The sequence below is a fragment of the Cytobacillus citreus genome (assembly GCF_018343665.1).
Classification (GTDB): Bacteria; Bacillota; Bacilli; order Bacillales; family Cytobacillaceae; genus Cytobacillus; species Cytobacillus citreus.
Genome location: NZ_JAGYPM010000001.1, coordinates 195904 through 222063 on the forward strand (window position 1 = coordinate 195904; position 26160 = coordinate 222063).

Here is a 26160-nt window from a genome sequence, read left to right on the forward strand (position 1 = left end):
GGGAAGGAGGAGAAGTCATGGATGTATTAATCAATTTGTCATTGAACGGCCTTGCGACTGGAATGTTAATCTTTCTTCTTGCTGCAGGGTTAACACTAATCTTTGGTTTAATGGATGTTCTAAATTTTGCTCATGGAGGGCTTTTTGCATGGGGAGCATATAGCGGGACATGGATATACGCAACAACAGGAAGCTTTTTGATTGCAATTGCTGGAGCTATTTTGACAGGGCTTATCCTTGGATTGCTTACAGAACGATGGATAATAAAACCAGTCTATGGAAATCATGTTCAGCAAATTTTAATCACTCTAGGATTAATGCTTGTTTTGTCAGAACTACTTAAAGTGGTCTGGGGTCCTAATCAAATATCCGCCTCACCTCCAAGTTATTTAGCAGGCAGCTGGGAGCTTGGCAATGTCATTATTATCAAGTATAGAGTATTTATTATTGCAGTTGGTATTCTCGTGTTTGGTCTAGTTCAATACATTTTGAAAAACACAAAAATAGGGTTGATTGTAAGAGCGGGGGTTATGGACAAAGAAATGGTTCAGGCTCTCGGTATTAATATTCAGAAGGTATTTATGCTTGTCTTTATGATTGGAGCAGGGATGGCGGCACTTGGCGGCGCTATGCTTGGGCCTTATTCAGGAGTTATCTATGCAGAAATGGGCCTAGAATTTGCAATCCTGGCCTTCATCGTTGTTGTAATTGGAGGAATGGGCAGTTTTCCAGGCTCTATTTTAGCAGCCATTTTAGTAGGTGTATCAGGCTCCTTTATGGCATATTATGTTCCGTCACTTTCTTTAGCAGTGAATATGCTTTTAATGGCAGTCGTACTGATTTTTAGACCACAAGGCTTGTTTGGATTGAAGGGGTGAGGAGATGAGAAAATCAATGAACAATAGAATGAACATTTTGTACGTGATAACAGCGGTCTTTCTCCTCGTCTTGCCATTTGTATATGAATCTAGAACACTTCTAATTTTATTAACACAGGTATTTATATTTGCCATTTTTGCCATGAGCTATGACATTCTGCTTGGCTATACCGGAATTGTTTCATTTGGGCATGCAATGTTTTTTGGTATAGGTGCATACACAATCGGTGTGTTTATGAAGCAATTCGAGCCAACTATTCCGTACTTTCTTCTAGCAGTTTTGGTAACAATTGTTTTAACTGCGATCGTAAGCTTTGTTCTCGGATTATTAACATTACGGCTTAAGAGTCATTTTTATGCGATGCTAACACTTGCTTTCTCAGGTCTATTTCTTGTTTTAGCTGAGAAGTGGCGAACTGTCACGTATGGGAATGATGGTTTTACATTTCGAATTCCTGATCTTTTTAAGGATCGTACTGATTTTTATCTTATTTGTCTTGTAACGATGATAGTCGTGTTTGCAATTTTAAGAAGGTTTACAAGTTCTCCTTTAGGAAGAGTTCTGCAAGCGATTCGTGAAAATGAACAGAGAACAGAATCTCTTGGGTATAGCATTCTTCATTATAAGGTGATTGCGAGTGTCATTTCTGGTGTTATGGCCGGGCTTGCTGGGCTTCTATATTCAATGTCACTGCGTTTTGTTAATACAAGTGTTTTCACAATGGATATAACATTAGATGCCTTGCTAATGACAATCATCGGTGGAGTCGGTACTTTAGTTGGGGCGATTATTGGAGCTGGTCTCATCGAATTTGCCCATCATTGGCTAACTGAATTGGCAAAGGTCCATTGGATCTTTGAGCGCTGGATAATCTTTTTCGGCATCATTTATATTTTAGCCGTTATGTTCTTTCCAATGGGAATTGTCGGTACATTAAAAAAGATAAAACTGAATCGTACGAAAAAAGAGGAGAAAAAAGCTGAAGAGAAAATCGCCAGTTAGGGGGAGAAGGATGGAGCAAAAACAGATTGCCTCATTTGTTGTCCGATTTCATTTAGCAGACATCGATGAAACAGGAAAGAAAAAATGGCGAATAAAGGTAACCCATGTTCAGGAAGATATAGAAATATTATTTGAAACCATAGATGAAGCCATGTCCTACATGAAAAATATTATTGGAGATTCATAGAAAAGCGGAGGCGCCTTGCCATGATGGACGAAATTAGATAAGAAAGGAGCTGAAGTATTGGAGATTGGTATTCTAAGTACTGGAATCTATTTGCCTGATCAATATATAACTGGCGAAGAAATTGCTATAGAGGCAGGAATTCCGAAAGAAATTGTGGAAGGTAAAATGGGGATAAAAAAGAAGACTATTCCAGGTGTAGAGGATCACACATGTGAAATGGGTATAAGAGCTGCAAAGCAGGCAATCAAGAAGGCTAATATAGATCCACTAAATATTGACGTGGTCATTTATATTGGGGAAGAACATAAAGAATATCCACTTTGGACAGCTGGAATTAAGCTTCAGGAGGAAATAGGAGCTCTTAATGCATGGGCTTTTGATACAGCCCTTCGCTGTGGAACGACTGTCATGGCTTTAAAGGTAGCGAAAAGCCTTATGATTGCAGACCAGGAGATTAACACAGTGCTTCTTGCTGGCGGATACAGGAATGGTGATTTTATAGATTACAAAAATCCAAGGACAAGATTTATGTATAATCTTGGTGCTGGCGGTGGCGCGATTATTTTACAAAAAGGACTTAAAAAAAATCGTCTCTTAGAAACTGAGATCATGACAGATGGTTCTTTTTCCGAGGATGTTGTCGTTGTAGCAGGTGGAACGAAATATCCTTTAACTAGTACTGCGTTGGAGGAAGGTCGCTATCAATTAGATGTTCTTGATCCTGCAGGTATGAAGGCGCGTTTAGAGCAAAAATCTATGGGCAACTTTTTGAATGTTATTCGTAAATCTGTCCACAAAAGCGGATATTCCGAAAAAGGTATTTCCTATGTTGGGATGCTCCATATGAAAAAGTCAGCACATGATTATGTATTAAAGGAGTTAGGTCTTTCTGAAGATGCTTCAATCTATTTAGAAGATTATGGCCATATCGGTCAAATTGATCAAATATTGTCGCTGGAGCTTGCTGAAAAATCGGGAAAATTAAATAACGGTGATGTCGCAGTTCTAGTAAGTGCAGGCATAGGTTATGCCTGGGGTGCTACCACAATAAAATGGGGAGAGGAGATAGTAGAATGAATGAAATCATGATAAAAGAAGTTGAACTGCCTAATGGGGAAATGATTAGCTATCGGGAAAGATTAGGGGGGAGTCAAAAAATTCTTCTTGTTCATGGAAATATGAATTCCTCTAAGCATTGGGATGTTGTTCTAGAAAAAATGGACCCAAAATATAAACTTTATGCTTTGGATCAGAGAGGTTTTGGCCTTTCAAGTTATCATAAACCATTCTACTCAATTAAAGAGCTTGCTGAAGATCTTAAGTATTTTATAGAAGCAATTGGACTTAAAAACTTTACAATTGTTGGGTGGTCTTTAGGCGGAGCTGTTTGTATGCAGTATGTAGCTGATAATCCCGATGTTTGCGATAAAATGATTTTGCTTGCATCTGGATCTACACGGGGATATCCTCTCTATGAATCAAATGAAAATGGACTTCCGGATTTAACGAAGCGTGTCCAATCGTATGATCAAACAAAACGCGAGAAAACCAAGGTAGTAACAACTGAGCAAGTATATGCAACGAAAAATCGTGAATTTTTAAGAATGGTTTACGATGCCGTCATTTATACAAAAAACAAACCAGATCCTGAGAGATATGAAAAATATATCGATGATATGCTCACACAAAGGAATTATGCTGAAATCCTGCATGCATTGAATACATTTAACATTAGTAAGGAATTCAATGGCCTAACAGAAGGAACAGGGGAAGCAGAAAAAATTAAAATTCCGACACTCGTCCTTTATGGAGATCGTGATTTGGTGATTACGAAGGAAATGAATGAAGAAATTGTGGATGACATAGGAGAGAATGCTTTCTTCGTCGAATTAAAAGATTGCGGACATTCACCACTCATCGATGATTTGGAGCAGCTGCTTCAAGTAATGTCGGAATTTTTGGATAGTTAGATATGCGGAAGCGCCTTGACCTCGAGCCCCTAGGCGCTGAAGCTAGACATTGAGGAGGGAAATACATGAGACTTAAAGAAAAAGTAGCCATTATTACAGGTGCTGCGAATGGGATTGGTTTTGCAGCAGCAGAGACGTTTGCACGCGAAGGAGCGTCTGTAGCACTGGCTGATTATGATGCAGAATTAGGTAAGGCAAGAGCTGGGGAGCTGCAAGACAAGGGATATAATGTGGAGTTCTTCGAGGTAAATGTTGCTGAAAGAGAAAGTATTGATCAAATGGTTACGGCTGTAAAAGATTCATTTGGAAAAATTGATATTTTAGTTAATAATGCAGGGATTACAAGAGATGGAATGCTCTCGAAATTATCAAGTGAAGATTTTCAGTCCGTGCTTGATGTAAATCTAACTGGAGTTTTCCATTGCACCCAAGCGGTACTCCCTGCCATGATCGAACAGGGAAAAGGAAAAATTATAAACACCTCATCTGTTTCAGGAGTGTATGGCAATATTGGGCAAACGAATTATGCTGCAACGAAAGCAGGGGTAGTTGGGATGACCAAGACGTGGGCAAAGGAGTTGGGTCGTAAAGGAATTAATGTAAATGCAGTTGCTCCAGGGTTTATTCATACGGGAATGACAGCTAAAGTTCCCGAAAAGGTAATTGGACAAATGCAAATGATGATCCCTTTAGGACGACTAGGTAACCCGGAGGATATTGCTAATGCCTACCTTTTCCTCGCATCAAACGAATCAGATTATGTCAACGGCACCGTCTTGCATGTCGATGGCGGGATCATGATGTAAGTAAAAAATAAGGCTCCTATTGAACGGGTTCCATTAGGGCAATTGTGTTTTAGTAATAATTATTATCGTGAAATATGCATTTGAATGTTTGGGGGAATTTCGGAAAAGAGCATCGAGGGGTGCTCTTTTTGTATGCGATATTTTTATTGATTTAATTTGGTTGGGTAGATTGGTGCCCGCCAACGAAGAAAACCCGAGCAAGCGGTAATCAAAGCGATAGATTGGTGCCCGCCAACGAAGAAAACCCGAGCAAGCGGTAATCAAAGCGATAGATTGGTGCCCGCCAACGAAGAAAACCCGAGCAAGCGGTAATCAAAGCGATAGATTGATGCCCGCCAACGAAGAAAAACCGAGCTAACGGTAATCAAAGCGATAGATTGGTGCCCGCCAACGAAGAAAACCCGAGCAAGCGGTAATCAAAGCGATAGATTGATGCCCGCCAACGAAGAAAAACCGAGCTAACGGTAATCAAAAAGAGAAAACTATTATAAAAAGAAGATATATGCTTGGCGGACTTGCACAGGATATACTGACGTCGATTTTTGCCACAGCACAAGGAAAGCTTCGTCAGCGACACATCGCACGACCAAAAGGGGAGCTTTTGGGACGCCGTGGCGGTCTTTAGTCGACGTTCCTTTGCAAGGCACTTCCGCTTTTCCGTGTAACTAAGATGTAACTCTTCTATCCTACAATAAAATTATCTTGGAAGAAGGAGCGATTGTTGTGGGGTGGGAACTTGATTGGCTGGAGAATAGAGCGAGATTAACACCGAATTCTATTGCCATTATTGAAGCCGAAAAAAATCAAATGCTTACATATAAAGAAATTAATAACCGGGCAAATGGATTAGCAGGTTGGTTAGCCGATCAAGGGATAGGAAAAGAAGACCGTGTGGCCTTACTATCACCAAATCATATTAGTCATTTTGATTTGTTATTTGCTTGCGGAAAGCTAGGTGCGATTTTTGTACCAGTAAATTGGCGCTTATCTAGTGAGGAAATTAAATATATTCTTCAAGATTGCACACCTAAAATAATTGGATGCCATTCAGATTTTTCTAATATTGTTATGAAAGTCACCAATAAGCATTCTAAAATGATTCAAACAAATAGTGAACGATATGAGCAAATAGTAAAAAACAAAATAGAAGGAATGGAAAAAACAGCATTCCTAGAAACAGATCCTCTTCTTATCATTTACACTGGAGGTACAACTGGAAAACCAAAAGGAGTCGTTCTTTCACACCAATCCATTATATGGAATGCGATAAATACAATTATTAGCTGGAACTTAAATGATAAGGATGTTACATTAACTTATTTGCCATTATTTCATACAGGTGGATTAAATGCGCTTTCTATTCCACTACTCATGAGTGGGGGAAAAGTAGTTATTGCAGATCAATTTGATCCCGTCCAAGCAATGGATTATTTAAATTCTTATAAATGTACAATTGTCTTATTCGTGCCTACTATGTACCATATGATCAGCGAAACTCCAGAATTTAGCCATGCTTATTTCCCTTTTACTAAAACTTTTTTATCTGGGGGAGCGCCATGTCCTCTAGAAATCTATGCAAAATTTAAAAACAAGGGGCTCCAGTTTAAAGAAGGATATGGACTAACAGAGGCAGGACCGAATAACTTTTTTATTGCTTTAGAGGATGCGGATATGAAAAGAGGTTCTGTTGGCAAGCCGATGATTATTAATGAAGTAAAGATTGTAAAAGAAGATGGAACAGAGGCAAGAGAAAATGAAACAGGTGAGCTGCTGATTAAAGGAAAGCATACATTCAGCCATTACTGGAATAATGAAGAAGCTACGAAGGATACGAAAAAAAATGATTGGCTTCATACTGGAGATTTAGCTAAAAAGGATTCAGAGGGCTATTATTACATCGTAGGAAGAAAAAAAGAGATCATCATTACCGGTGGGGAAAATGTGTACCCATTAGAAATAGAGCAATGGTTATCAGCACACCCAGACGTAAATGAAGCTGCAGTTATTGGCCTTCCAGACGAAAAATGGGGTGAGCGGGTTTCAGCATTTATTAGTTTAAAAGGTGATGGTGCTTTAACAGAAAAGGAAATTCAAGAGTATTGCCGTTCTAAACTAGGAGGATTTAAGATTCCAAGAACAATAATCATTCTAAGGGAATTGCCCAAGACTCATGTAGGCAAGGTGGATAAAAAAGAATTAAAAAGGATTGGTATTCAAATTGAATTAGAAAAATAGATAAGAAAAGCATGAAGTAATTAATTTTTTTCTTCGTGCTTTTCTTTTTTACGTGTAGTCGAGAGTTTCCATTAATCTTACAGAACTCAATTTAATAAACTCTACGGCTTCTGTGATAATATATTCATAGAATAAGTTCGTTTTTTTTAGCTAATAGGAAAGTTTAAGTTTATTAACGTACTAAAGTAAAGTGTGTGTACAATTAAATATCTGCTAATAAGATCCCATAAGAAAAACTAAGGCATTCGCCAAAAAGGACTTGGCGAACGCCAAGTTTTTCTAAGAAAGGATGAGAGACTGAGTATGTCGGTGCGATTATTGATCGGCCGTTCTGGCAGCGGCAAAACGGAGTACTGTCTGAATGAAATTCGTGATGAGCTAAAAAGAAAACCAGATGGAAGCACGCCCATCATTTATTTAGTGCCAGAACAAATGACTTTTTTATCAGAATACAAGCTGATTACAACACCTGACCTTGGCGGGATGATCCGTTGCCAGGTCTATTCATTAACCCGTCTAGCATGGAGAATTTTACAGGAAACCGGCGGCATGAACCGTTATCATATTAATAGCGTTGGCATTAGTATGCTAATTCGAAAAATTATCGATGAAAAAAAGGAAGAGCTAAAGCTATTTCAACGTGCTGCAGATAAAAATGGCTTCATCCAGCAGATTGAACAAATTATTACAGAATTCAAAAGGTATTGTGTTAAACCGGAAGAGCTGGCAGAAAGACACGACCAATTATCAACAGAGGAGCAATCAAATAATGCCCTTCAGGATAAGCTTCACGACCTTGAACTCATCTATAAAACATTTGAAGAATCGATTATTAATAAATATTTAGATTCTGAGGATTATTTTCGTCTTCTGTCTGAAAAAGCTTCAGAATCAGCTTATTTAAAAGACGCAGAAGTATATATTGATGGATTTTATAGCTTTACCCCTCAGGAATATATGATTGTTGAGCAGTTAATGAAGCTATGCAAAAAAGTAACCATTACCCTGACGCTTGATCGGCCATTTAAGCAAAATTCACCTGATGAACTTCATTTATTTAGAATGTCTGGTGAGAATTGTCAGACAATCTATGAAATTGCTACAGCAAATGGACTGCAAATAAAGGAAATATTGCTTTCCGATCAGAAACGATGGAAAAAGCCGTCCCTACAGCATCTTGAAGCAAATTTTGATACAAGGCCTGCTGCCCGCTACAAAGGAGAAACAGCTGTTCACATTGGCCAAGCTGTTAATCGCCGAGCTGAAATCGAAGGAATCGCTAGGAAAATTAATCAGCTTGTCCGTAAAGAAGGGATGAGATATCGAAATATAGCTATCCTTTTACGAAATGGACAAGACTATCATGACCTAATCGAAACGGTTTTCCAAGACTATCAAATCCCTGTCTTTATTGACCAAAAAAGGACGATGCTGAATCATCCTCTAGTTGAATTAATCCGTTCCACGCTTGAGGTCATTAACGGAAACTGGCGCTACGAGCCGATTTTTAGAGCAGTAAAAACAGAATTAATTTATCCAGTAAAATTAAATGCCACTTTATTGCGAGAACAAATGGATAGGCTCGAAAATTATGTTTTGGCCAAGGGGATTCAAGGAGATAAATGGACGAATAAGAAAAGATGGATTTACCGGAGAATCATGGGATTAGAATTTGATTCCTTCGTTCAAACGGATGCCGAAAAAGAAATTGAGCAGGAGCTTAATGATTTAAGGGATATGATTACTGGTCCAATTCTAAGATTGTCACGGCGCTTAAACAAAGCAAAATACGGCCGTCAATTTTGTGAAGCTGTTTATTTATATCTTGAGGAATTGGATGTTCCGGCTAAAATAGAACAATGGAAGAATTCGGAAGAGGAAAAAGGGAATCTAGTAAAATCAAGAGAACATGGACAAGTATGGAATGCCATCATGGAGCTTCTAGATCAATATGTAGAAATGCTTGGAGAAGATAAGGTGGCACTTAAGCAGTTTGCTTCAATCCTTGATGCTGGAATGGAGACTCTTCGCTTTTCACTTGTCCCTCCTTCTCTAGATCAAGTTGTAGCAGCTGATTTGGTAAATTCTCGGCTTTCAGATATTAGGGCTGCCTTTATTATTGGGATGAATGAAGGAATTCTTCCATCTAAGTTTTCAGAGGACGGAGTATTTGCAGATGATGATAGAGAGAAGCTCCTTTCAAATGGAATGAGAATTGCTCCATCAGGCAGAACTCGTCTTCTCGATGAGGATTTTATCGCTTATAAAGCATTTGTAACTCCATCGGAATGGCTTTTTATAAGCTATCCGCTTGCGAATGAGGAAGGGAAGGCATTAATGCCTTCATCCTATATTAAAAGAATACAAGATTTGCTGCCGGAATGTAATCGGCATCATTATTTAGCAGACCTCGCTGAGTTGCCTGAAATCGAACAGCTGGAGTATGTTTCCAACTTAAATACGACACTCGCCTATTTAACATCACAACTGCAGCTTAAAAAGAGAAATTATCCAATTTTTGATTTCTGGTGGGATATTTATAATTTCTACCTTAATAATGAGAGCTGGAAAAGAAATGTCCAAAAGGTTCTTTCTAGCCTTAACTATGAGAATCAAACACGAAAATTAAATGAAGAAATTAGTCAAGATCTTTATGGAGATACCATTCAGGCTAGTGTTTCCCGAATGGAATTATTCCATGGCTGTCCGTTTTCACATTTTGTCCAGCATGGACTGAAACTTAGGGAGCGGCAGATTTTCCGTCTGGAAGCTCCTGATATCGGTGAATTATTCCATGCTGCACTTAAATACATTGCAGAAACTGTTATGAATAAAAGGCTGTCATGGACAGATTTAACAAGGCAGCAATGTGAAATTCTCGCACAAGAAGCAGTTGAAATGCTCGCACCAAAACTACAAAATGAAATTTTGTTAAGCTCCAATCGCCATTACTATATTAAAAGGAAGCTTGAGCAAATTATTAGCAGAGCATCATTTATTTTAAGCGAGCATGCAAAGGCAAGCGGCTTTTCACCGGTTGGGCTAGAGCTTGGATTCGGGCCCGGGCCAAAAGCTGATCTTCCTCCACTTTCCTTCCCGCTTAAAAATGGGACTAAAATGGAGCTTGTCGGCAGAATTGACCGTATCGACAAGGCACAGGATGGAAATGATGTGTTCCTTCGGGTGATAGACTATAAATCCAGTTCAAAAGATTTAAATATCAACGAGGTATATTACGGTCTTGCCCTGCAAATGCTCACTTATTTAGACATCATTATCTCCCATTCAAAAGCACTTATTGGAACAGAGGCTAATCCGGCTGGTGTCCTATATTTCCATGTTCATAACCCAATCATTAACACTTCAAAAATGCTGACACTTGAAGAAATCGAACAGGAAATCTTTAAAAAGTATAAAATGAATGGCCTTTTGCTCGGAGAAGAAAATGTCGTTAAGCTCATGGATCAGACACTGGTGACAGGAGATTCATCCATCATCTCTGCAGGAATAAAGAAGGATGGCAGTCTTTCAAAACGCTCAAAAATTGCTAGTAAAGAGGAATTCGATCATTTACGCAAATATGTGCGGGGAATGTATACAAAAACAGGTAACCAAATTATTGGAGGCAACGTGGATATTTCCCCTTATAAACTTAAGGAGAAAACGCCTTGTACATTTTGTTCCTTTAAGTCTGTCTGCCAATTTGATGAATCCCTTGATGGCAACGACTATCGTTTACTTGTTCCACAGCCTAAGGATGAGGTACTTGAAAGTATGAGAAGGGAGGTAGAGGAAAATGAAAACACGAATACCATCTAAGCCGGCTGATGCTACTTGGACAGATGATCAGTGGAAAGCCATTATGGCCAAAGGACAGGATATTTTAGTTGCTGCTGCGGCTGGCTCCGGGAAAACGGCTGTTCTTGTTGAACGTATCATTAATAAAATTATTTCTGAAGAAGATCCAATCAATGTGGATGAATTGCTCGTTGTAACCTTCACAAATGCTTCGGCTGCAGAAATGAGACATAGAATTGGAGAGGCTTTGGAAAAAGCCATTAACGAAAATCCGAAATCTATTCATTTACGAAAACAGTTAAGTTTATTAAATAAAGCTTCGATCTCTACCCTTCATTCTTTCTGTCTGGAAATGATTAGGAAGTATTATTATATGATCGATATTGATCCAGGTTTTCGGATTGCTGATGAAACAGAAGCCCAGCTTTTAAGGGATGAAGTGCTTGAAGAGCTTTTTGAAGAGGAGTATGGGAAGGAAGGAAATGAGGCCTTCTTTGCCTTAGTTGATACTTTCACAAATGATCGCAGTGACATTGCTCTACAGGAAATAATTAGGGATTTGTATGATTTTGCACGGGCAAATCCTTCGCCTGATCAATATTTAGACTCAATCATAGAGATGTATAATATAGATAAACAAACAGAAATTGAGGAGCTCCCATTTGTTCAATCTCTGTTGCACGATATCGATTTGCAGCTAAATGGAGCAAAACAATTGCTCGAATATGGACTTGAGCTGACAAGGCTTCCTGGTGGTCCTGCACCAAGAGCCGAAAATTTCATCGATGACCTGCATGTTGTTAATACGCTTATCCAAGCTAAGACCGATTCGTGGTCAACACTTTATCAAGCAATGCAATCATGGTCCTTAGGAAGAGCAAAGAATTGCAAAGGCGAGGAATATGACAGCGAATTAATTGAAAAGGCGAAAAAGCTTAGAGATAAAGCTAAAAAAATCATTCAGGATATCCAAGACGAGCTGTTCTCACGTAAGCCTGAGAGCTTTATTCGAGATATGAGTGAGATGAAGCAGCATATCGAGTCACTTGTTTCAATTGTAAAGTCATTTTCACTCCGATTTGAGCAAGTTAAATCTGAAAAGGGAATTGTCGATTTTGCCGATCTCGAACATTATTGCCTAAATATACTATCAACGATTCAAGAGGATGGTGCATTATTACCATCAGCAGCTGCCTTCGCTTGCAAAAGACAGTTTAAAGAAGTACTTGTTGATGAGTATCAAGATACCAATATGGTTCAAGAAACCATATTAAAGCTTGTTATAAATGATTCAGAGCAAGTGGGCAATCTTTTCATGGTTGGTGATGTGAAGCAGTCCATTTACCGCTTTAGGCTTGCAGAACCGAATTTATTTTTAGGGAAGTATAACCGGTTTACAAAAGATGGCGAAGAAGCTGGCTTGCGAATAGACCTCGCTAAAAATTTCAGAAGCCGTAAAGAAGTGCTTCATGGAACAAACTATCTTTTTAAGCAGCTGATGGATGTTTCTGTAGGGGAAATTGAATATGATGAAGCAGCAGAATTGATAAATGGAGCCCCATACCCAGCGGATGAATCCTATCCAATAGAATTGACGGTAATCGATTTAGAAGGAAAAGAAGAAGATGAGCCTCAAGAAATAGAAGAGGATGCCTTTGATAGTGCTGATTTAGCTCAGTCTCAGCTTGAAGCAAGATATATGGCTTCAAGAATAAAAGAAATAATAACTGAACGGAAAGAAGTTTATAATCCCAAAACAAAAACTGGAAGACCTGCGATGTACCGTGACATCGTTATTTTACTTCGTTCCATGACTTGGGCACCGCAAATCATGGAAGAATTTAAGCAACAGGGTATTCCAGTATATGCGAATTTGTCCTCTGGTTATTTTGAAGCAACTGAGGTAGCTATCATGATGTCACTTTTGAAAATTATTGATAATCCGTATCAAGATATTCCGCTTGCATCTGTCCTTAGATCGCCGATAGTTGGGTTAACAGAGGAAGAACTGGCGCAGATTAGGATTCATCATAAAAAAGGTGTTTTTTATGAAGCTTTATCAGCCTTTTGTTTGGAAAAGCCTTCAATTCAAACAGAGAATTTGTACGAAAAACTATTGCCATTCTTTGAAGATTTAAAGGAATGGCGTGTGAAAGCAAGACAGGGTTCATTATCTGAGCTAATTTGGCACTTATACCGAGAAACAAAGTTTTATGACTTTGTAGGCGGAATGCCTGGAGGGAAACAAAGACAAGCCAATCTCCGTGCACTTTATGATCGTGCGCGGCAATATGAATCTACATCTTTTCGAGGATTATTCCGCTTCTTAAGATTTATCGAAAGGATGCGTGACCGCGGAGATGATCTTGGTGCAGCTCGTGCATTAGGGGAACAGGAGGATGTTGTACGCCTGATGACGATTCATAGCAGTAAAGGGCTTGAATTTCCAATTGTATTTATAGCAGGGCTTGGCCGTAATTTTAATACGATGGATTTGAAAAAAGCCTATATGCTTGATAAGGAATACGGTTTTGCAGCAAAATACGTTAACGCTGAAAAAAGAATCTCGTATCCGTCCCTTCCTCAGCTTGCTTTTAAACGGAAAAAGAAAATGGAAATGCTGGCAGAGGAGCTTCGTGTTCTTTATGTGGCTTTAACAAGAGCGAAAGAGAAGCTATATTTAGTTGCCTCTGTAAAAAGTGCTGAGAAGAAGCTGAGCGGGTGGGGGCAAAGTGCTGAAGCGCAAGATTGGCTCCTTAATGAATTTGATCGGGCATCGGCAAACACATACTTAGACTGGATAGGGCCTTCGCTAGTGAGACATAAAGACTGTGAACAATTGAGAGTTAATGGGTCAGGAATAAATCCGCTAATTTCAGAAGAAATTATTGCACACCCATCATGCTGGAATGTCCAAATATTAAACGGCAATGAAGCTGCGAGTATTGCAGAAGAAATGAATATTCAAAGTGAAGATTTATTGGATAAAGTATTTAGTGGAGAAGCTATCCCAGTGGAATCACCATTTAAAGATATGATTGAAGCTCAGTTATCATGGGAATACACGCATTTGCAAGCGTCTAATCATCGTTCGAAACAGTCTGTATCTGAAGTAAAGAGGCAGAAGGAAATATTCGCTTCTGAAGATGGTGGAATTGAAATCATTCATAAATTTAAGAAGCCATTATTAAACCGTCCTCAATTCATGCAGGAGAAGTCATTAACTCCCGCGGAAAAAGGGACTGCTATGCACATGGTGATGCAGCATGTTGATTTCAGTAAGGAGCCAACTGATTTATCAATTGTATTAAAAATGGAAGAAATGGTTCAGAAAGAGCTGTTGACTGCTGAGCAGTGTGAGGCGATTGATCCGGATTTAATTATACAGTTTTTCAAAACAGACATTGGAAAAAGGATGATGCAAGCCAAGGATATTAAGCGTGAAATTCCCTTTAGTGTTTCATTTCCTACTAGTGATATCTACCATGAATGGGAAGGCGAAAATGAGCATGTTTTGATCCAAGGAATTATAGATTGTCTGTTTGAAGATGAACATGGTCTAGTGCTCCTAGATTATAAAACAGATGGAATTACCAATCGTTTTAAGGGAGGATTTGCTGAAGCAAAGCCAGTGCTAGAGGAACGATACCGAGTGCAAATAGACATGTACTCGAAGGCGTTGGAGAAAATTTTAAAAAGGGAAATTAGTGAGAGGTATTTATTCTTTTTTGATGGAGCACATATTATCAAGCTTTAATAAAACAGGCATGGGAGTACATTTCCCTAGCCTGTTTTAATTATTTCCAACAATTGGCTGATCAATTAGGTTTGTATCCAGAACATTGCTTGCATTCAATCCATTATTTGTAATAATGAAACCTCCATTATTTGATGCTCCTTGCCCTGAAGTTGTTTTTGAGCTGCTTTTTGGAGAGATAATTACCGCATCACCGAATTGAACAACTCCGCCAGAAACATTAATAATTTGAACGGGGCCAATAATTGCTGGCATACAAAACATCCTTTTCTATTTTGACGATTTTTCAAAAGAGATGATTTATCAAAGATTAACCTGCTGTTTAAGTTTTATCTGTCTACAGATTGAGTTTTATTTTTCGGAAACAGCTGGCGAATATGCTTAATTCTTGTCTCCATTGAGACATGATTGCTGCTTCCAATATGGACGACGGAAGCTACGGATACACCATTAATATTTATATGATTAACTTTAATAATCGGATTCAGATTTTCTGTATACATAGGAATACTTATTTCAACGGGCTGCAATGGAATGGGTTGAGTAAAAACTGGATAGATATTAAAGTTTCCTTCGTTTCCATAAAAAGTTTCCTGTTCCCTTTGAACTGCCAGTGCCCGTGAAAAGCCTTGTATGATGGAGGAGTCTCCAATTTCAAAAATAGAAGAATAGAACATGGTACCTATTTTAACCTCATCGACAATCGATGTTCTTCGAAACATAGTTACTCCCGTGCCAGTGGAACAAAAGGTCCGATTATTAAAGACTCTGGAGGTGTATCAAAAACGGATGCCAACTGAATTGTTTGTGTATCTCCAATCATTAATATGGAGGAGCTGGATACCCCGATGATTCGTATACTTCCTACTGAAAGATCCCGATTATAAACATGGAAGTTCACTAATTCTTCAATCCTTTCACATTATCAGGCAAATGGTTTAAAAAGGTTTGAACTCCTTTTTGAATTTCCATTTTCAGCTGATTTATGATTTCATCATTCAAATTATTAGTTCGATCAGCATTGTTTTCATATTCAGGAGATTGATATTTTTTAAGATAAAAGTCAATTCTGCTTGGTAATTGTTTTTTAATATCCTCTTTAATAAAGGATATTTGTGGTTCACCAATATCTATATTCTGATTCTTGCCAATTTCGGTGATGAATTCGGTCAGTTCATTATCTAAATAATGATTAATGGCATTTTCAATATCAATTGTCCTATACATTTGATCATTTGGTGAGAATGGAGTTTTTATACCTTTATTTTCAATGGAAAAATCATCAATATTATTTAAATCGGATGGATTTAGTCCGATGTTTAATGTTCCCTCTAAGGTTTCTACCTTAAGCTGATCAAATTTATACTCAATTTTGTCAACATTAACCGCTGGACGATCTTTTAGTGTTTTTGTTTCCTCTGTTAGTTTAGAAACCTTTCTCTCTAAGCTAAGGATTCTCTTCTCCTGATGCTCGATAAATACATGTAATTTTTGCAGATAAGAATATAAGTCTGAAGTCATTTTCCCACCTCATTTTTGACTTTCAAGAATCAAGAATAAGAGTGCATATCCATAACAGTTTAATTATTGTCTTGATAATGGTACTAAAGGTGTTGCAACAGCAGCTGCTGTTGGTGCAGGTTGAGTAAAACCTCCAGTATTGTATAAATAAGAAGATGGAATAATCATACCTGCACTGCCGATCTGAAATACGGATGAGTTAGATACTCCTCCAATCTTAATGAAATTTATTTGAATGGATTGTTGGATATAAAAATTCATAATTATCACCTTTAACTATGCATTTAAAATAATCCCTTGATCTGTTCCGTCTGAATCATATGTGTTCGTACTGCTTTGGTGGTTGTAAACATTTAATCCATCACCAGTATTAAAAGAACCTGCCCCAGAATAGGTTTTTGCATTTGCTATAGGCATTATTTTATATACATCCCCAATGTTGAAAACTGAACCGGATCCAATAGACATAACTTGGGCAACACCTACAATTGCTGGCATATACGTCATCCTTTATTATTTTCTCTAATATCGTATGTGCCTAGAAAAAGATTGTGATTAAAAAGCCTAATAATTCTTTAAAACAACGATTCCCACTCATATTAGCGAAATATTGTACTATAACAGATAAAAAAGTTCTTAACTGTTTGAATAAATATGGTAAAATATTATTAGAATTTAATAAATATTCGGTGAGGTGTCTGATTATGAATGTCCCTTTAATTTTAAATCAGTTTTTAGATCGTGCTGTTTCTTTATATGGATCTAAAGAAGCAATTTATTGTGATACAAGAGTTTTTACATATAATGAGCTAAACCACAGGGTTAATCGTCTATCCCATGGATTAAAAGGTCTGGGCGTAAAAAAAGGAGAACGTGTAGCTTATTTGGCACCCAATACTGTAGAGATGCTGGAAGGGTTTTATGGAGTTTTCCAGCTGGGGGCTGTAATGGTTCCGTTAAATATTCGCCTTAAGCCAGATGATTATGTTTTCATTTTGAACCACAGTGAAACAAAGGTGCTGTTTGTTGATCAAGATTTATACAATCTCATTGAACCTGTCAAAAGTCAGTTAAAAACAGTTGAAAAAATTATTATCCATTATAAAGAAGATTATTCTGAAGAAACGGATTACGATCAATGGCTTTCAAGCCAATCAGATCTTCCATTCCAAAGAGAATTTATCGACGAGAACGATGTATGTAGCCTCTTGTATACGAGTGGAACAACTGGGAATCCAAAGGGAGTTATGCTGACTCATCGAAATAATTATTTGCATGCACTAACTACGATGCATCATCTTCGAGTTCAAGATCAAGATGTACTGCTGCATGTATTGCCAATGTTTCATGTGAATGGGTGGGGGTCTCCATTTTATTACACTGCTAATGGTGCTGCACAGGTTTGCTTAAGAAAGGCTTCGCCTGAGTTAATCTTTCAAGCCATCCAAAACCATAAAGTATCAATCATGCATATGGCTCCAACCGTTCTTAACTCTCTAATCCAATATTTTGAAAAGAACGATCCGGATATTACACAGAAATTAAGAGTAGTTATTGCCGGTTCAGCTCCGCCACCTGCGTTTGTTTCAAGGTTAGAAAGGGAAATTGGATGGGAATTTATTCAAGTATATGGCATGACAGAGTCATCTCCATTAAGTACGTTCTCAGTTATTCGCTCCCATTTGAAATCCTTGCCGATTGAGGAACAATATCGGATGAAAGCAAAAGCTGGTTACCAAATGATCGGCTGTGAAGTAAAGGTAGTAAATGGGTTTGGGGAGGAAGTTGCTCATAACGGAAAGGAAATAGGAGAAGTCATTACGAGAAGTAATGGCGTTATGAAGGGCTACTGGAAAAATAAAGAGGCGACAATGGAGGCAATCCGTGACGGCTGGCTGCACACCGGGGATATGGCAACTGTCGATATGTATGGAAATATTGATATTGTTGATCGTAAGAAGGATATTATTATTAGTGGAGGAGAAAATATTTCGTCAATTGAAATTGAAGGTGCTCTATATGAACATCCTGCAGTTATAGAGGCAGCTGTCATTGCTGTTCCTCATGAAAAATGGGGAGAGACACCTCATGCTTTTATTGTTCTTAAAGAAAATCATGAAGTAACTGAGCAGGATATTATTACATTTACAAGGGAAAAGCTAGCACATTTTAAGGCAGTAACCGCTGTCACATTTGTCGAAGCATTGCCAAAAACTGCATCTGGAAAAATTCAAAAAATCCACCTAAGAAATGACTATTGGGAAGTAAAGGGGAATACCCCTGGGAGGTTTGTAAATTAGTCTTCGATCTTATAATCTCAAAAGAAAAGCTGCAGCATAGTGTTGCAGCTTTTCGAATTCAGTCGACTTTGAATTAGCCAACATTATTATGGTCCTGTTAGAATAGTAAAAGAGAAGTTTTAGTTATTTCAGTATTCCATTATAGAAACGTGAAAATAAAAATGAGGTGTTCATATGAAGTTTGTAACAGCAGAAATGAGCAGTGAAATCTTTGTAGGACTAGTAAATGAAGCTGAAACACAATTCCTGCCGCTAAATAAAGCCTCTGAAAGAAAATCAGGCAGCAAAGACTTTCCAGAGACGATGCTAGAATGCATTGCATTGGGGGATACATTTATTCAAAAGGTAAATAATTTATTAGATTGGGCAGATAGCAATGGAGATGTATTTCTTCCAATTAAATCTGTAAAACTATTGGCACCCATTCCACGCCCAAGCAAAAATATTTTCTGTGTTGGCAAAAACTATGCAGATCATGCAATTGAGATGGGGAGCAAAGATGACATTCCAGAGCATATAATGGTTTTTACTAAAGCGCCAACAACTGTTATCGGTCATAAGGAAACGGTTCTAAGTCATCATGATTTAACTGAGGAGCTAGATTATGAGGGAGAACTCGCAGTCATTATCGGAAAAGAAGGAAAAGGGATTAAGAGAGAAGAAGCCCTTGATTATATATTTGGGTATACGATCATTAACGATATAACAGCAAGAGATATTCAGGCTCGTCATAAGCAGTTTTTTATTGGAAAAAGCCTTGATACCACTTGTCCAATGGGCCCATGGATTTTGCACTCATCAGCTGTTGAAAACCCAAATAGGCTGAATATCCAAACAACCATTAACGGAGAAATTAGACAAAGTTCCAATACTGAAAACTTTATTTTTCCTATTGAAGAAATAATCTCCGTTCTTTCTGAAGGAATGACTCTTGAACCGGGAGATATCATTGCAACAGGAACACCTGCAGGAGTAGGAAAAGGTTTCAAGCCACCTCGATTCCTGAAAAAAGGGGATGTCATCGACATTACAGTAGAAAAAATCGGGATCTTATCTAATAAAATACAAGATTAATTATTTGGTTTCTATGTGAAAAGGTATTACTCATATAATCATATAGTTAATAATAAAAACATTAAACCTTAACCTTAGGTTTTATGTTTAAAATATGATATGATGTAATCGATTTTAGTTAAGGAGGCAAATCTATGATACATGCACACATAACAACATGGGTTTTAGCACTTGTATTATTTTTCGTTGCACTGGGATTACATAGAAGTGGGAAAGCAAGAGGATTAAAGGTTGTTCATATGATTTTAAGATTATTTTATCTTCTGATCATTGGAACGGGAATATGGATTTTGAGTTCTCTTCACAGTATTAGTATGCTTTATATTATAAAGTCATTAATCGGTATTGTCGTCATTGCAAGTATTGAAATGATCCTTGTCCGTTTAGCTAAGGGAAAGAGCACAACAATGTTCTGGCTTCTATTCGTCATTTCTCTTATTCTTGTACTATATTTAGGATTTATGAAACTGCCTTTAACCTTTCTTTCTTAAACAAAAATCGATAAAAAACTTCAATTTCTTGAAAAAAGCTGCCGAAAAAGGCAGTTTTTTGTTTTTTTGACATATCATGAAATCATTTTTTATGGTATTTTTATCTTATAATTATGTCTCAGAATTTATGGTGATTCTCATGGCTAAAACAATCACATGTATTTTTGAAAATAATAGTCAATTAAATCGTTTTATTGAAAATCATGAGCTGAATGAATATCCTAATCTGCTTATTCAAGTTTTCTCTGGAAAATCAGATAGATCTTTTATTCTGCAGCTCCAAAGCACAATAAAAGAATATCTTCCTTACGCAACTGTCATAGGCTGTACGTCCTCTGGTGAAATTATTGAGGGTAGAATGATCGATAATGAGGCTATTCTTTCCTTCACTATCTTTGAAAAGACAGAATTAAAATCGATTTTGCTGCATCAAGATTTTTATGAAAATAGTTTTGATATGGGGATAAGTTTGGCTGAGCAGCTTTCAGATTTTGACACAAAGGCACTAATATTATTTCCAGTCGGAAATAAAATAGATGCTCAATCGCTGATAAATGGGGTTTATCATGTCAACCCACAATTAATTGTTGCAGGTGGAGCAGCGAGTAATAATAAATTTACGAATGAATCTTATGCAATTACGAAAGACGAATTAACAAATCAAGGTGTAGTGGCGGTTTCCCTTCAAAGCAAACAGCTTATAGTTCAGTCTAACAGTCATTTCGAGTGGCAGGAAATAGGGAAGGCTTTTACCATTACGAAGGCAACTGGAGACATTATTTATTCCATAGACAAGAAAAAGCCTCTTCAACTTTTAATACATTACTTAGGTGAAGGCTTTCCTAAAGGCATTCCAAATTCAGGGGCAGAATTTCCATTCATTAAGGAGCATAAAGGTGAAAAAGTCACTTTATTTATTTTAGAGATATTGAAAAATGGAGCTATTAAAGTAAATAGGAAAGTAGCAGAAGGGGAGCAGCTAACCTTTGCTTATCCAAATATTGAAGGGACTATTAATAGTTCATTGCAAGGCTTTAAACAGCTAGCGAAAAAACAGGTTGAAACCATTTTTGTCTATAATTGTTTGTCAAGAAAACAATTTTCTCGAGATTTTTCTGAAAAAGAATTGGCTATGCTGCAGAGCATTGCTCCTGCAAATGGATTTTTCTCTCAAGGGGAAATAGCCTCCAGAAAATCAGGGGAGCCGCAGCTAGTCGGGTTAACTCTTACATATTTATCCTTATCCGAACAACAGTCCCTGCGAGGAGAGGATCAACGGCTTGTATTTAAATATACAATGCCTGACCAATTGAAAACATTATCATCGCTTACTCACTTAATGGAAGCATCACAGAATGATTTTTACCAATTAAATGAGAGCTTAAAAATATCTGAGCAATATTATAAATCTCTTTTTAATAATAATACAGATATTGTTTATTCTGCTGATTTACAGGGACATTTTACTAGTGTCAATCCTGCTTTTGAGAAAATGTTTGGTGAAAGCAATAATGAATTACTTGGAACATCAGCAATGAAGTATGTTTTAAGTGAAGACGTTGCCCGTGTTAAGATGCATTTATACAAAGCACTTAAAGGAAAAGAACAGTATTATAATGTAAAACTGATGAATAAATCAGGGGAAATGAATCTCTTCCAGATAAAAAATATTCCGATTACAGTTGATGGAGAATGTGTTGGAATATATGGGATTGGAAGAAATATTACAGAACAGAAGAAAATTGAAGAAAAAATTACTGAGCTTTCTAATTATGATCATGATACCGGTCTTCCAAATCGTATGAAATTTACTGAGCAGCTCGAAATCATGCTACAGCGAGCAAAGAAGAAAAAGAGAATGCTTGCCGTCCTTTCTGTTGATATTGATCGTTTTAAACTTATTAATGATAGCCTTGGTCATTTTGCTGGAGATATGATTTTAAAGGAGCTCGCCTATCGAATGGAAAAAGTTCTTCCAAGTGGATCGTATATTGGAAGATTTAGCGGAGATAAGTTTACAGTCATTCTTTCAAAGGATGTTCAAATTGAAGAGGCCATGAAGACAGCGAAATCTATTCTCACAGAAATTGCTGATCCTGTTCATCACAAGGATCAAGAATTCTTTGTTACAGCAAGCATTGGAGTTAGCTTTTTTCCAGGAGATGGCCTGAATGAGCATGATCTATTGAAAAATGCTGATATTGCCACAAATCGTTCAAAAGAACAGGGAGGAAATCGAATTACTTTTTTCTCTACTGAAATGAATGATCAGGCTATGACAAGATTAGAATTAGAAAGCTACTTACGAAAGGCCCTTCAGAAAAACGAATTCTATTTAATGTTTCAGCCGTTGATCGATTTAGAGACAGGAAAAATATTTGGAAGTGAAGCATTGATTCGGTGGAATCATCCGAAATTGGGGCTCGTATCGCCGGCAGATTTTATTCCATTAGCTGAAGAAACTGGAATCATCCAGGAAATTGGCCGTTGGGTCCTAAGAACTGCTTGTATTCAAAATAATAAATGGCAATCACTTGGAAATGATCGTCTGTCAGTGTCTGTCAATGTATCGGCGTATCAGTTTCAGCAGCCAGGCTTCTTAAATGAAGTTAAACAAGCATTAGCTGAATCAAAACTAGATCCACAATATTTAACATTAGAGCTTACAGAGAGTACAATGCTCACAAATATCGATTATAGCATTCCGGTTATGAGATCTCTTCAAAAGCTAGGTGTTAAAGTGTCAATCGATGATTTTGGTACTGGGTATTCATCATTGAGTTATTTAAAGGACTTACCAATTAATACATTGAAAATTGATCGATCGTTTATTAATAATCTACGAGTCGATACATATGATATTGCAATTGTAAAAGCGATCATAACAATGGGACATGGGTTAGAAGTTAAGGTTGTAGCAGAAGGGGTAGAAACAAAGGAACAAATTGAACTTTTGAAAGAATTAAATTGCCACTATGCTCAAGGCTACTATATCCATAGACCACTCCCAGCAATTGATTTTGAAAAAGGATTAGGACAGACTGTGAATAATCATTAGTGAATATAATGGAAAGGGGCTCAGTAAATCTTAAGTAAGTATAAATTGCCATCGCAGAAGATGATTCGACGTAGTTGCCAATTTTAGGAATTAAGTACGACGGACAGGACAAGGAGGGCTTCGATAGCGATTAACATCGCACGAAGGAAAAGCGATAGCTTTTACGAGGATGTCCTAGTCGGGCGAATGCCACAGGATAAGGAAAGCTTCGTCAGAGATACATCGCACGACCAAAAGAGAAGCTTTTGGGAGGACGTGGCATGTATGAGCGCGATAAGTGCAACTACGCCTCTGTCTTCGCCTTTCCAAGGCTCGCCAATCGGCAAGTTTTCTTTATAAAATAAGAAAGTATAACTTTTCTCGAGTTTGAGAATTGTCTAGCTCCAGCGCCTACCCCCGACGTACAGGACGTCGCGTTTTTGTCGACCTCGAGGTCATAAGTCAGTCCGCCAAGAAAGTTAAAGAACAACTTTCCCGTCTGCCTGTCTTATGCTTGTCGGGGGTGAGCACTAAGGAAAGCTGCTTTGAATAATCATCGCAGGAACAATCTGACTTTTGATTGTTTCGAAGGCGCTTGCGCTTTTCTTATAAAGAAATTTTTTCAATTACCATTCTTTTCCCGCTATTTAATGTGAATTCAAAGCGATCGTTTGTTTTCTCAAAGTAACTGAAATGATGCTGTACATTGCAAATATGCTCTTGATTATCGAAAACAATAATATTAACTCCACTTTTCCTATCGCTATTTTCAAGATAGGATAATTGATTATAGCAATATATACAATCATGAATTGAGAACTGCAAAGAGTTTAATGTGGTGATAAATTGGAAAAAAGCATCATCATTCATTTCATCTAACAATTTTTCTAAAGAAAAAACAAGAAGCTTACGTATTCTCAAAGAATCTTGATCCTTTAGAGAAAATACTTCATTTTCCAATGAAATCTTTCCTTCTTCAAGTAATAACCCCTTTTTCCAGCGCTTAAAACGATATAATTCAATTTCCTGGTGGAGGAATTCATCCAATAATGAAGCATCTTCAGTATCTTTATCAAAAAATACCCATTGATCATTAATGTATTCAATGGTCCCTTCAGTGAATGCGCGGGTTTGGTATTCTAAAAGTTTAGTGCGCTGCTGTCTATTCATAAAAAACCTCCATTTGATTTCCTCAACAATCTTTTTAGACAGATTCTTCAATTTTTATAACTTTATAAGTGATATTTACCTATTTTTATACCATTCCAATATAATTCCCTATAGTAGGTTATTCGCATAAATGTCTTTCGGATACAAAACGGATATGGCTAAATACCCAAATTAGATTTGCTTTATAACAAAATATTAAAGTTCAATTCCAATGTATGTAATTTGACGTAACAGGGGGTTACAGGCTAATCTTAAAGAGTTGTGTATTTAATACTAGCAAATAGAAATTATTTTTTGTTTTGATTTTGAAGGAGGGGGAGCGACGATGAAAAAAAGAGTATGGACTCTTATCTTAATCCCGTTGCTTCTTTTTTACGCCCTACCTGTAGGAGCGGTCGAAAAAGAAGATCGAAAATGGCAAGATGAATCCATCTATTTTTTAATGGTGGATCGCTTTAATAATGGGGATTTCAAAAATGATTATCATGTTAATGTAAAAGATCCGAAAAGCTTTCACGGAGGTGATTTTCAGGGAATTATCGAAAAACTAGATTATATTAAGGATATGGGCTTTACAACCATTTTGCTGACACCTGTATTTGATAATGAAGATAATGGCTACCATGGCTACTGGGTTAAAGACTTCTATAATACGGAAGAACATTTTGGAACAATAGATGAATTTAAAAAGCTCGTTCAGGAAGCTCATAAAAGAGATATGAAAGTAATGATGAGTTTTGCTGTTAGTCATGTTGGCCCAAATCATTCATGGATGCAGGAAGCTGACAAGAAGGATTGGTTCAATAATCAAGAAGGAAATCAACTAACAGATAGCGGGCAGCCCATTGTAAAGGATTGGTTAGAAGGTCTCCCTAAATTGAATCAAGAAAATCAGGAGCTTAAGAATTATTTAATTGATGCTGCAAAGTGGTGGATTACCGAAACAAATATTGATGGTTATTATATAGATTCAGTTGATCAAGTATCCAAAAATTTTATGACTGATTTTGCCAAAGAGGTAAAAGCTGCTAAGGATAACTTCTATCTCCTTGGAGAGGTAAGCTCTAACGATCCTCATAGGATTGCCGAATATCAAGAAACCGGAATGGATGGATTTATTGATTATCCTCTTACAGCATCCTTAAGACCAGCTTTTGATCAAGTAGACAAATCTTTAATTGAGATGAATAAGCAGAAAGAAGAATTGCTTTCCATTTATAAAAATCCTTATTTAATGGGATCATCCATGGATAATCTCAATACAGTCCGCTTTACACATGATACAGTTGAGAAGAATCAACATCCAGGGCCTAGGTGGAAGCTAGCCTTAACTTATTTGTATACGACACCGGGAATTCCAGTTGTATACTATGGCAGTGAAATTGCATTAGAAGGCGGTGTGGGAGCAGACAATCATCGACAAATGGATTTCAGAACGGATAAGGATCTCATTGACTATATTACCAAACTTGGTGAACTGCGGATTAATTTCCCAAGCTTAACTAGAGGAGAAATGAAGTGGCTTGCTAATGAAGACGGTGTAACTGTTTATAAAAGGACATTTGAAAATGAAACCACTGTGATTGCTATTAATAATACATCTGAGTCGCAAAATATTTCAATCAATGCTGATCAATTAGAAGATGATAAAGAGCTTCGGGGATTATTAACAAATGACCTTGTCAAAAGTAAAGATGGTCATTATGAGCTTATTATTGACAGGGAAGAAGCTGAGGTTTATGTTTTATCACAAAAATCAGGTATCAATATCCCATATGTTACCGCTACAATTTTAGTTTATGGAGCCTTTATTGTGTTTATTTTCATGGTTTGGAGAAGATCAAAAAGGAAGAGAGCGCAGGAAGAATAAGAAGATAAAGCCAAAGGATTAAGCTTCCTTTGGCTTGTTTTTATTGTTCCACTTTAGCAGGTG

21 protein-coding genes are annotated in these 26160 nt (G+C 37.3%); 14 read left to right on the forward strand and 7 right to left on the reverse strand.

What is annotated here, in order from left to right; translation table 11 throughout:
* Nucleotides 1–17: 17 nt before the first annotated feature.
* From KHA94_RS01105 to addA, 9 genes are all read left to right on the forward strand, one after another.
* On the forward strand, nt 18–878 hold the full coding sequence (locus KHA94_RS01105; RefSeq protein ID WP_213100326.1) for a branched-chain amino acid ABC transporter permease: 861 nt from the start codon (nt 18–20) through the stop codon (nt 876–878).
* A gap of 4 nt (nt 879–882) precedes the next feature.
* Complete coding sequence (locus KHA94_RS01110; protein WP_213100327.1) at nt 883–1881, forward strand: branched-chain amino acid ABC transporter permease; 999 nt, start codon at nt 883–885, stop codon at nt 1879–1881.
* Nucleotides 1882–1891: 10 nt separating this feature from the next.
* On the forward strand, nt 1892–2068 hold the full coding sequence (locus KHA94_RS01115) for a hypothetical protein (RefSeq protein ID WP_213100328.1): 177 nt from the start codon (nt 1892–1894) through the stop codon (nt 2066–2068).
* A 57-nt stretch (nt 2069–2125) separates the two neighbouring features.
* Nucleotides 2126–3145 carry a 3-oxoacyl-ACP synthase gene (locus KHA94_RS01120; RefSeq protein WP_213100329.1) on the forward strand — a complete coding sequence of 340 codons (1020 nt, stop codon included), beginning with the start codon at nt 2126–2128 and terminating at the stop codon, nt 3143–3145.
* On the forward strand, nt 3142–4038 hold the full coding sequence (gene phaZ / locus KHA94_RS01125) for an intracellular short-chain-length polyhydroxyalkanoate depolymerase (protein WP_213100330.1): 897 nt from the start codon (nt 3142–3144) through the stop codon (nt 4036–4038). Before KHA94_RS01120 ends, phaZ begins: the two co-directional genes overlap by 4 nt.
* 65 nt (nt 4039–4103) lie before the next feature.
* Nucleotides 4104–4844 (forward strand): 3-oxoacyl-ACP reductase FabG, encoded by a 741-nt coding sequence (gene fabG / locus KHA94_RS01130; protein WP_213100331.1) that lies wholly within the window; start codon nt 4104–4106, stop codon nt 4842–4844.
* A gap of 723 nt (nt 4845–5567) precedes the next feature.
* Nucleotides 5568–7079, forward strand: a complete 1512-nt coding sequence (locus KHA94_RS01135) for an acyl-CoA synthetase (protein WP_213100332.1) — start codon at nt 5568–5570, stop codon at nt 7077–7079.
* A gap of 303 nt (nt 7080–7382) precedes the next feature.
* Nucleotides 7383–10898 carry a helicase-exonuclease AddAB subunit AddB gene (addB, locus tag KHA94_RS01140; RefSeq protein WP_213100333.1) on the forward strand — a complete coding sequence of 1172 codons (3516 nt, stop codon included), beginning with the start codon at nt 7383–7385 and terminating at the stop codon, nt 10896–10898.
* On the forward strand, nt 10876–14634 hold the full coding sequence (gene addA / locus KHA94_RS01145; protein ID WP_213100334.1) for a helicase-exonuclease AddAB subunit AddA: 3759 nt from the start codon (nt 10876–10878) through the stop codon (nt 14632–14634). Before addB ends, addA begins: the two co-directional genes overlap by 23 nt.
* 36 nt (nt 14635–14670) lie before the next feature.
* On the opposite strand, the gene KHA94_RS01150 is transcribed toward addA, so the two are convergent.
* The 6 genes from KHA94_RS01150 to KHA94_RS01175 form a co-directional block, all read right to left on the reverse strand.
* A complete protein-coding gene (locus tag KHA94_RS01150) occupies nt 14671–14889 on the reverse strand; it encodes a spore germination protein (protein WP_213100335.1) in 219 nt (72 codons plus the stop codon).
* A 74-nt stretch (nt 14890–14963) separates the two neighbouring features.
* On the reverse strand, nt 14964–15356 hold the full coding sequence (locus KHA94_RS01155; RefSeq protein WP_213100336.1) for a spore germination protein GerPE: 393 nt from the start codon (nt 15354–15356) through the stop codon (nt 14964–14966).
* A gap of 2 nt (nt 15357–15358) precedes the next feature.
* The gene (locus KHA94_RS01160) at nt 15359–15535 is read right to left on the reverse strand and encodes a spore gernimation protein GerPD (protein WP_213100337.1); all 177 of its coding nucleotides are present in this window, start codon (nt 15533–15535) and stop codon (nt 15359–15361) included.
* Nucleotides 15535–16155, reverse strand: a complete 621-nt coding sequence (gene gerPC, locus KHA94_RS01165; RefSeq protein WP_213100338.1) for a spore germination protein GerPC — start codon at nt 16153–16155, stop codon at nt 15535–15537. The genes KHA94_RS01160 and gerPC overlap by 1 nt, the downstream gene beginning before the upstream one ends.
* Nucleotides 16156–16218: 63 nt before the next feature.
* Nucleotides 16219–16416 (reverse strand): spore germination protein GerPB, encoded by a 198-nt coding sequence (locus KHA94_RS01170; protein WP_213100339.1) that lies wholly within the window; start codon nt 16414–16416, stop codon nt 16219–16221.
* A 15-nt stretch (nt 16417–16431) separates the two neighbouring features.
* The gene (locus KHA94_RS01175) at nt 16432–16653 is read right to left on the reverse strand and encodes a spore germination protein (protein WP_213100340.1); all 222 of its coding nucleotides are present in this window, start codon (nt 16651–16653) and stop codon (nt 16432–16434) included.
* A gap of 206 nt (nt 16654–16859) precedes the next feature.
* Here KHA94_RS01175 and KHA94_RS01180 point away from each other — a divergent pair, with 206 nt between their 5' ends.
* From KHA94_RS01180 to KHA94_RS01195, 4 genes are all read left to right on the forward strand, one after another.
* Nucleotides 16860–18455 (forward strand): long-chain-fatty-acid--CoA ligase, encoded by a 1596-nt coding sequence (locus KHA94_RS01180; protein ID WP_213100341.1) that lies wholly within the window; start codon nt 16860–16862, stop codon nt 18453–18455.
* 174 nt (nt 18456–18629) lie between these two features.
* On the forward strand, nt 18630–19529 hold the full coding sequence (locus KHA94_RS01185; protein WP_213100342.1) for a fumarylacetoacetate hydrolase family protein: 900 nt from the start codon (nt 18630–18632) through the stop codon (nt 19527–19529).
* Nucleotides 19530–19663: 134 nt separating this feature from the next.
* Nucleotides 19664–20020 (forward strand): YisL family protein, encoded by a 357-nt coding sequence (locus tag KHA94_RS01190; RefSeq protein ID WP_213100343.1) that lies wholly within the window; start codon nt 19664–19666, stop codon nt 20018–20020.
* 139 nt (nt 20021–20159) lie between these two features.
* Nucleotides 20160–23078, forward strand: coding sequence for a bifunctional diguanylate cyclase/phosphodiesterase (locus KHA94_RS01195; RefSeq protein ID WP_213100344.1), 2919 nt, complete (start codon nt 20160–20162; stop codon nt 23076–23078).
* Between the two features lie 585 nt (nt 23079–23663).
* On the opposite strand, the gene KHA94_RS01200 is transcribed toward KHA94_RS01195, so the two are convergent.
* Nucleotides 23664–24227 (reverse strand): DUF2777 domain-containing protein, encoded by a 564-nt coding sequence (locus KHA94_RS01200; protein ID WP_213100345.1) that lies wholly within the window; start codon nt 24225–24227, stop codon nt 23664–23666.
* 325 nt (nt 24228–24552) lie between these two features.
* Between KHA94_RS01200 and KHA94_RS01205 the strand changes: the two genes are divergently transcribed.
* A complete protein-coding gene (locus KHA94_RS01205) occupies nt 24553–26097 on the forward strand; it encodes an alpha-amylase family glycosyl hydrolase (RefSeq protein ID WP_213100346.1) in 1545 nt (514 codons plus the stop codon).
* Nucleotides 26098–26160 lie beyond the last annotated feature (63 nt).

What these genes read in the sequence shown, in the direction of transcription:
- KHA94_RS01170 (WP_213100339.1), bottom strand. Translation starts at nt 16,416, where the DNA reads ATGAATTTTTATATCCAACAATCCATTCAAATAAATTTCATTAAGATT.
- addA (WP_213100334.1), top strand. Translation starts at nt 10,876, where the DNA reads ATGAAAACACGAATACCATCTAAGCCGGCTGATGCTACTTGGACAGAT.
- KHA94_RS01175 (WP_213100340.1), bottom strand. Translation starts at nt 16,653, where the DNA reads ATGCCAGCAATTGTAGGTGTTGCCCAAGTTATGTCTATTGGATCCGGT.
- addB (WP_213100333.1), top strand. Translation starts at nt 7,383, where the DNA reads ATGTCGGTGCGATTATTGATCGGCCGTTCTGGCAGCGGCAAAACGGAG.
- phaZ (WP_213100330.1), top strand. Translation starts at nt 3,142, where the DNA reads ATGAATGAAATCATGATAAAAGAAGTTGAACTGCCTAATGGGGAAATG.
- KHA94_RS01195 (WP_213100344.1), top strand. Translation starts at nt 20,160, where the DNA reads ATGGCTAAAACAATCACATGTATTTTTGAAAATAATAGTCAATTAAAT.
- KHA94_RS01185 (WP_213100342.1), top strand. Translation starts at nt 18,630, where the DNA reads ATGAAGTTTGTAACAGCAGAAATGAGCAGTGAAATCTTTGTAGGACTA.
- KHA94_RS01200 (WP_213100345.1), bottom strand. Translation starts at nt 24,227, where the DNA reads ATGAATAGACAGCAGCGCACTAAACTTTTAGAATACCAAACCCGCGCA.
- KHA94_RS01190 (WP_213100343.1), top strand. Translation starts at nt 19,664, where the DNA reads ATGATACATGCACACATAACAACATGGGTTTTAGCACTTGTATTATTT.
- KHA94_RS01155 (WP_213100336.1), bottom strand. Translation starts at nt 15,356, where the DNA reads ATGTTTCGAAGAACATCGATTGTCGATGAGGTTAAAATAGGTACCATG.
- KHA94_RS01150 (WP_213100335.1), bottom strand. Translation starts at nt 14,889, where the DNA reads ATGCCAGCAATTATTGGCCCCGTTCAAATTATTAATGTTTCTGGCGGA.
- KHA94_RS01115 (WP_213100328.1), top strand. Translation starts at nt 1,892, where the DNA reads ATGGAGCAAAAACAGATTGCCTCATTTGTTGTCCGATTTCATTTAGCA.
- KHA94_RS01205 (WP_213100346.1), top strand. Translation starts at nt 24,553, where the DNA reads ATGAAAAAAAGAGTATGGACTCTTATCTTAATCCCGTTGCTTCTTTTT.
- fabG (WP_213100331.1), top strand. Translation starts at nt 4,104, where the DNA reads ATGAGACTTAAAGAAAAAGTAGCCATTATTACAGGTGCTGCGAATGGG.
- KHA94_RS01180 (WP_213100341.1), top strand. Translation starts at nt 16,860, where the DNA reads ATGAATGTCCCTTTAATTTTAAATCAGTTTTTAGATCGTGCTGTTTCT.
- KHA94_RS01105 (WP_213100326.1), top strand. Translation starts at nt 18, where the DNA reads ATGGATGTATTAATCAATTTGTCATTGAACGGCCTTGCGACTGGAATG.
- KHA94_RS01110 (WP_213100327.1), top strand. Translation starts at nt 883, where the DNA reads ATGAGAAAATCAATGAACAATAGAATGAACATTTTGTACGTGATAACA.
- gerPC (WP_213100338.1), bottom strand. Translation starts at nt 16,155, where the DNA reads ATGACTTCAGACTTATATTCTTATCTGCAAAAATTACATGTATTTATC.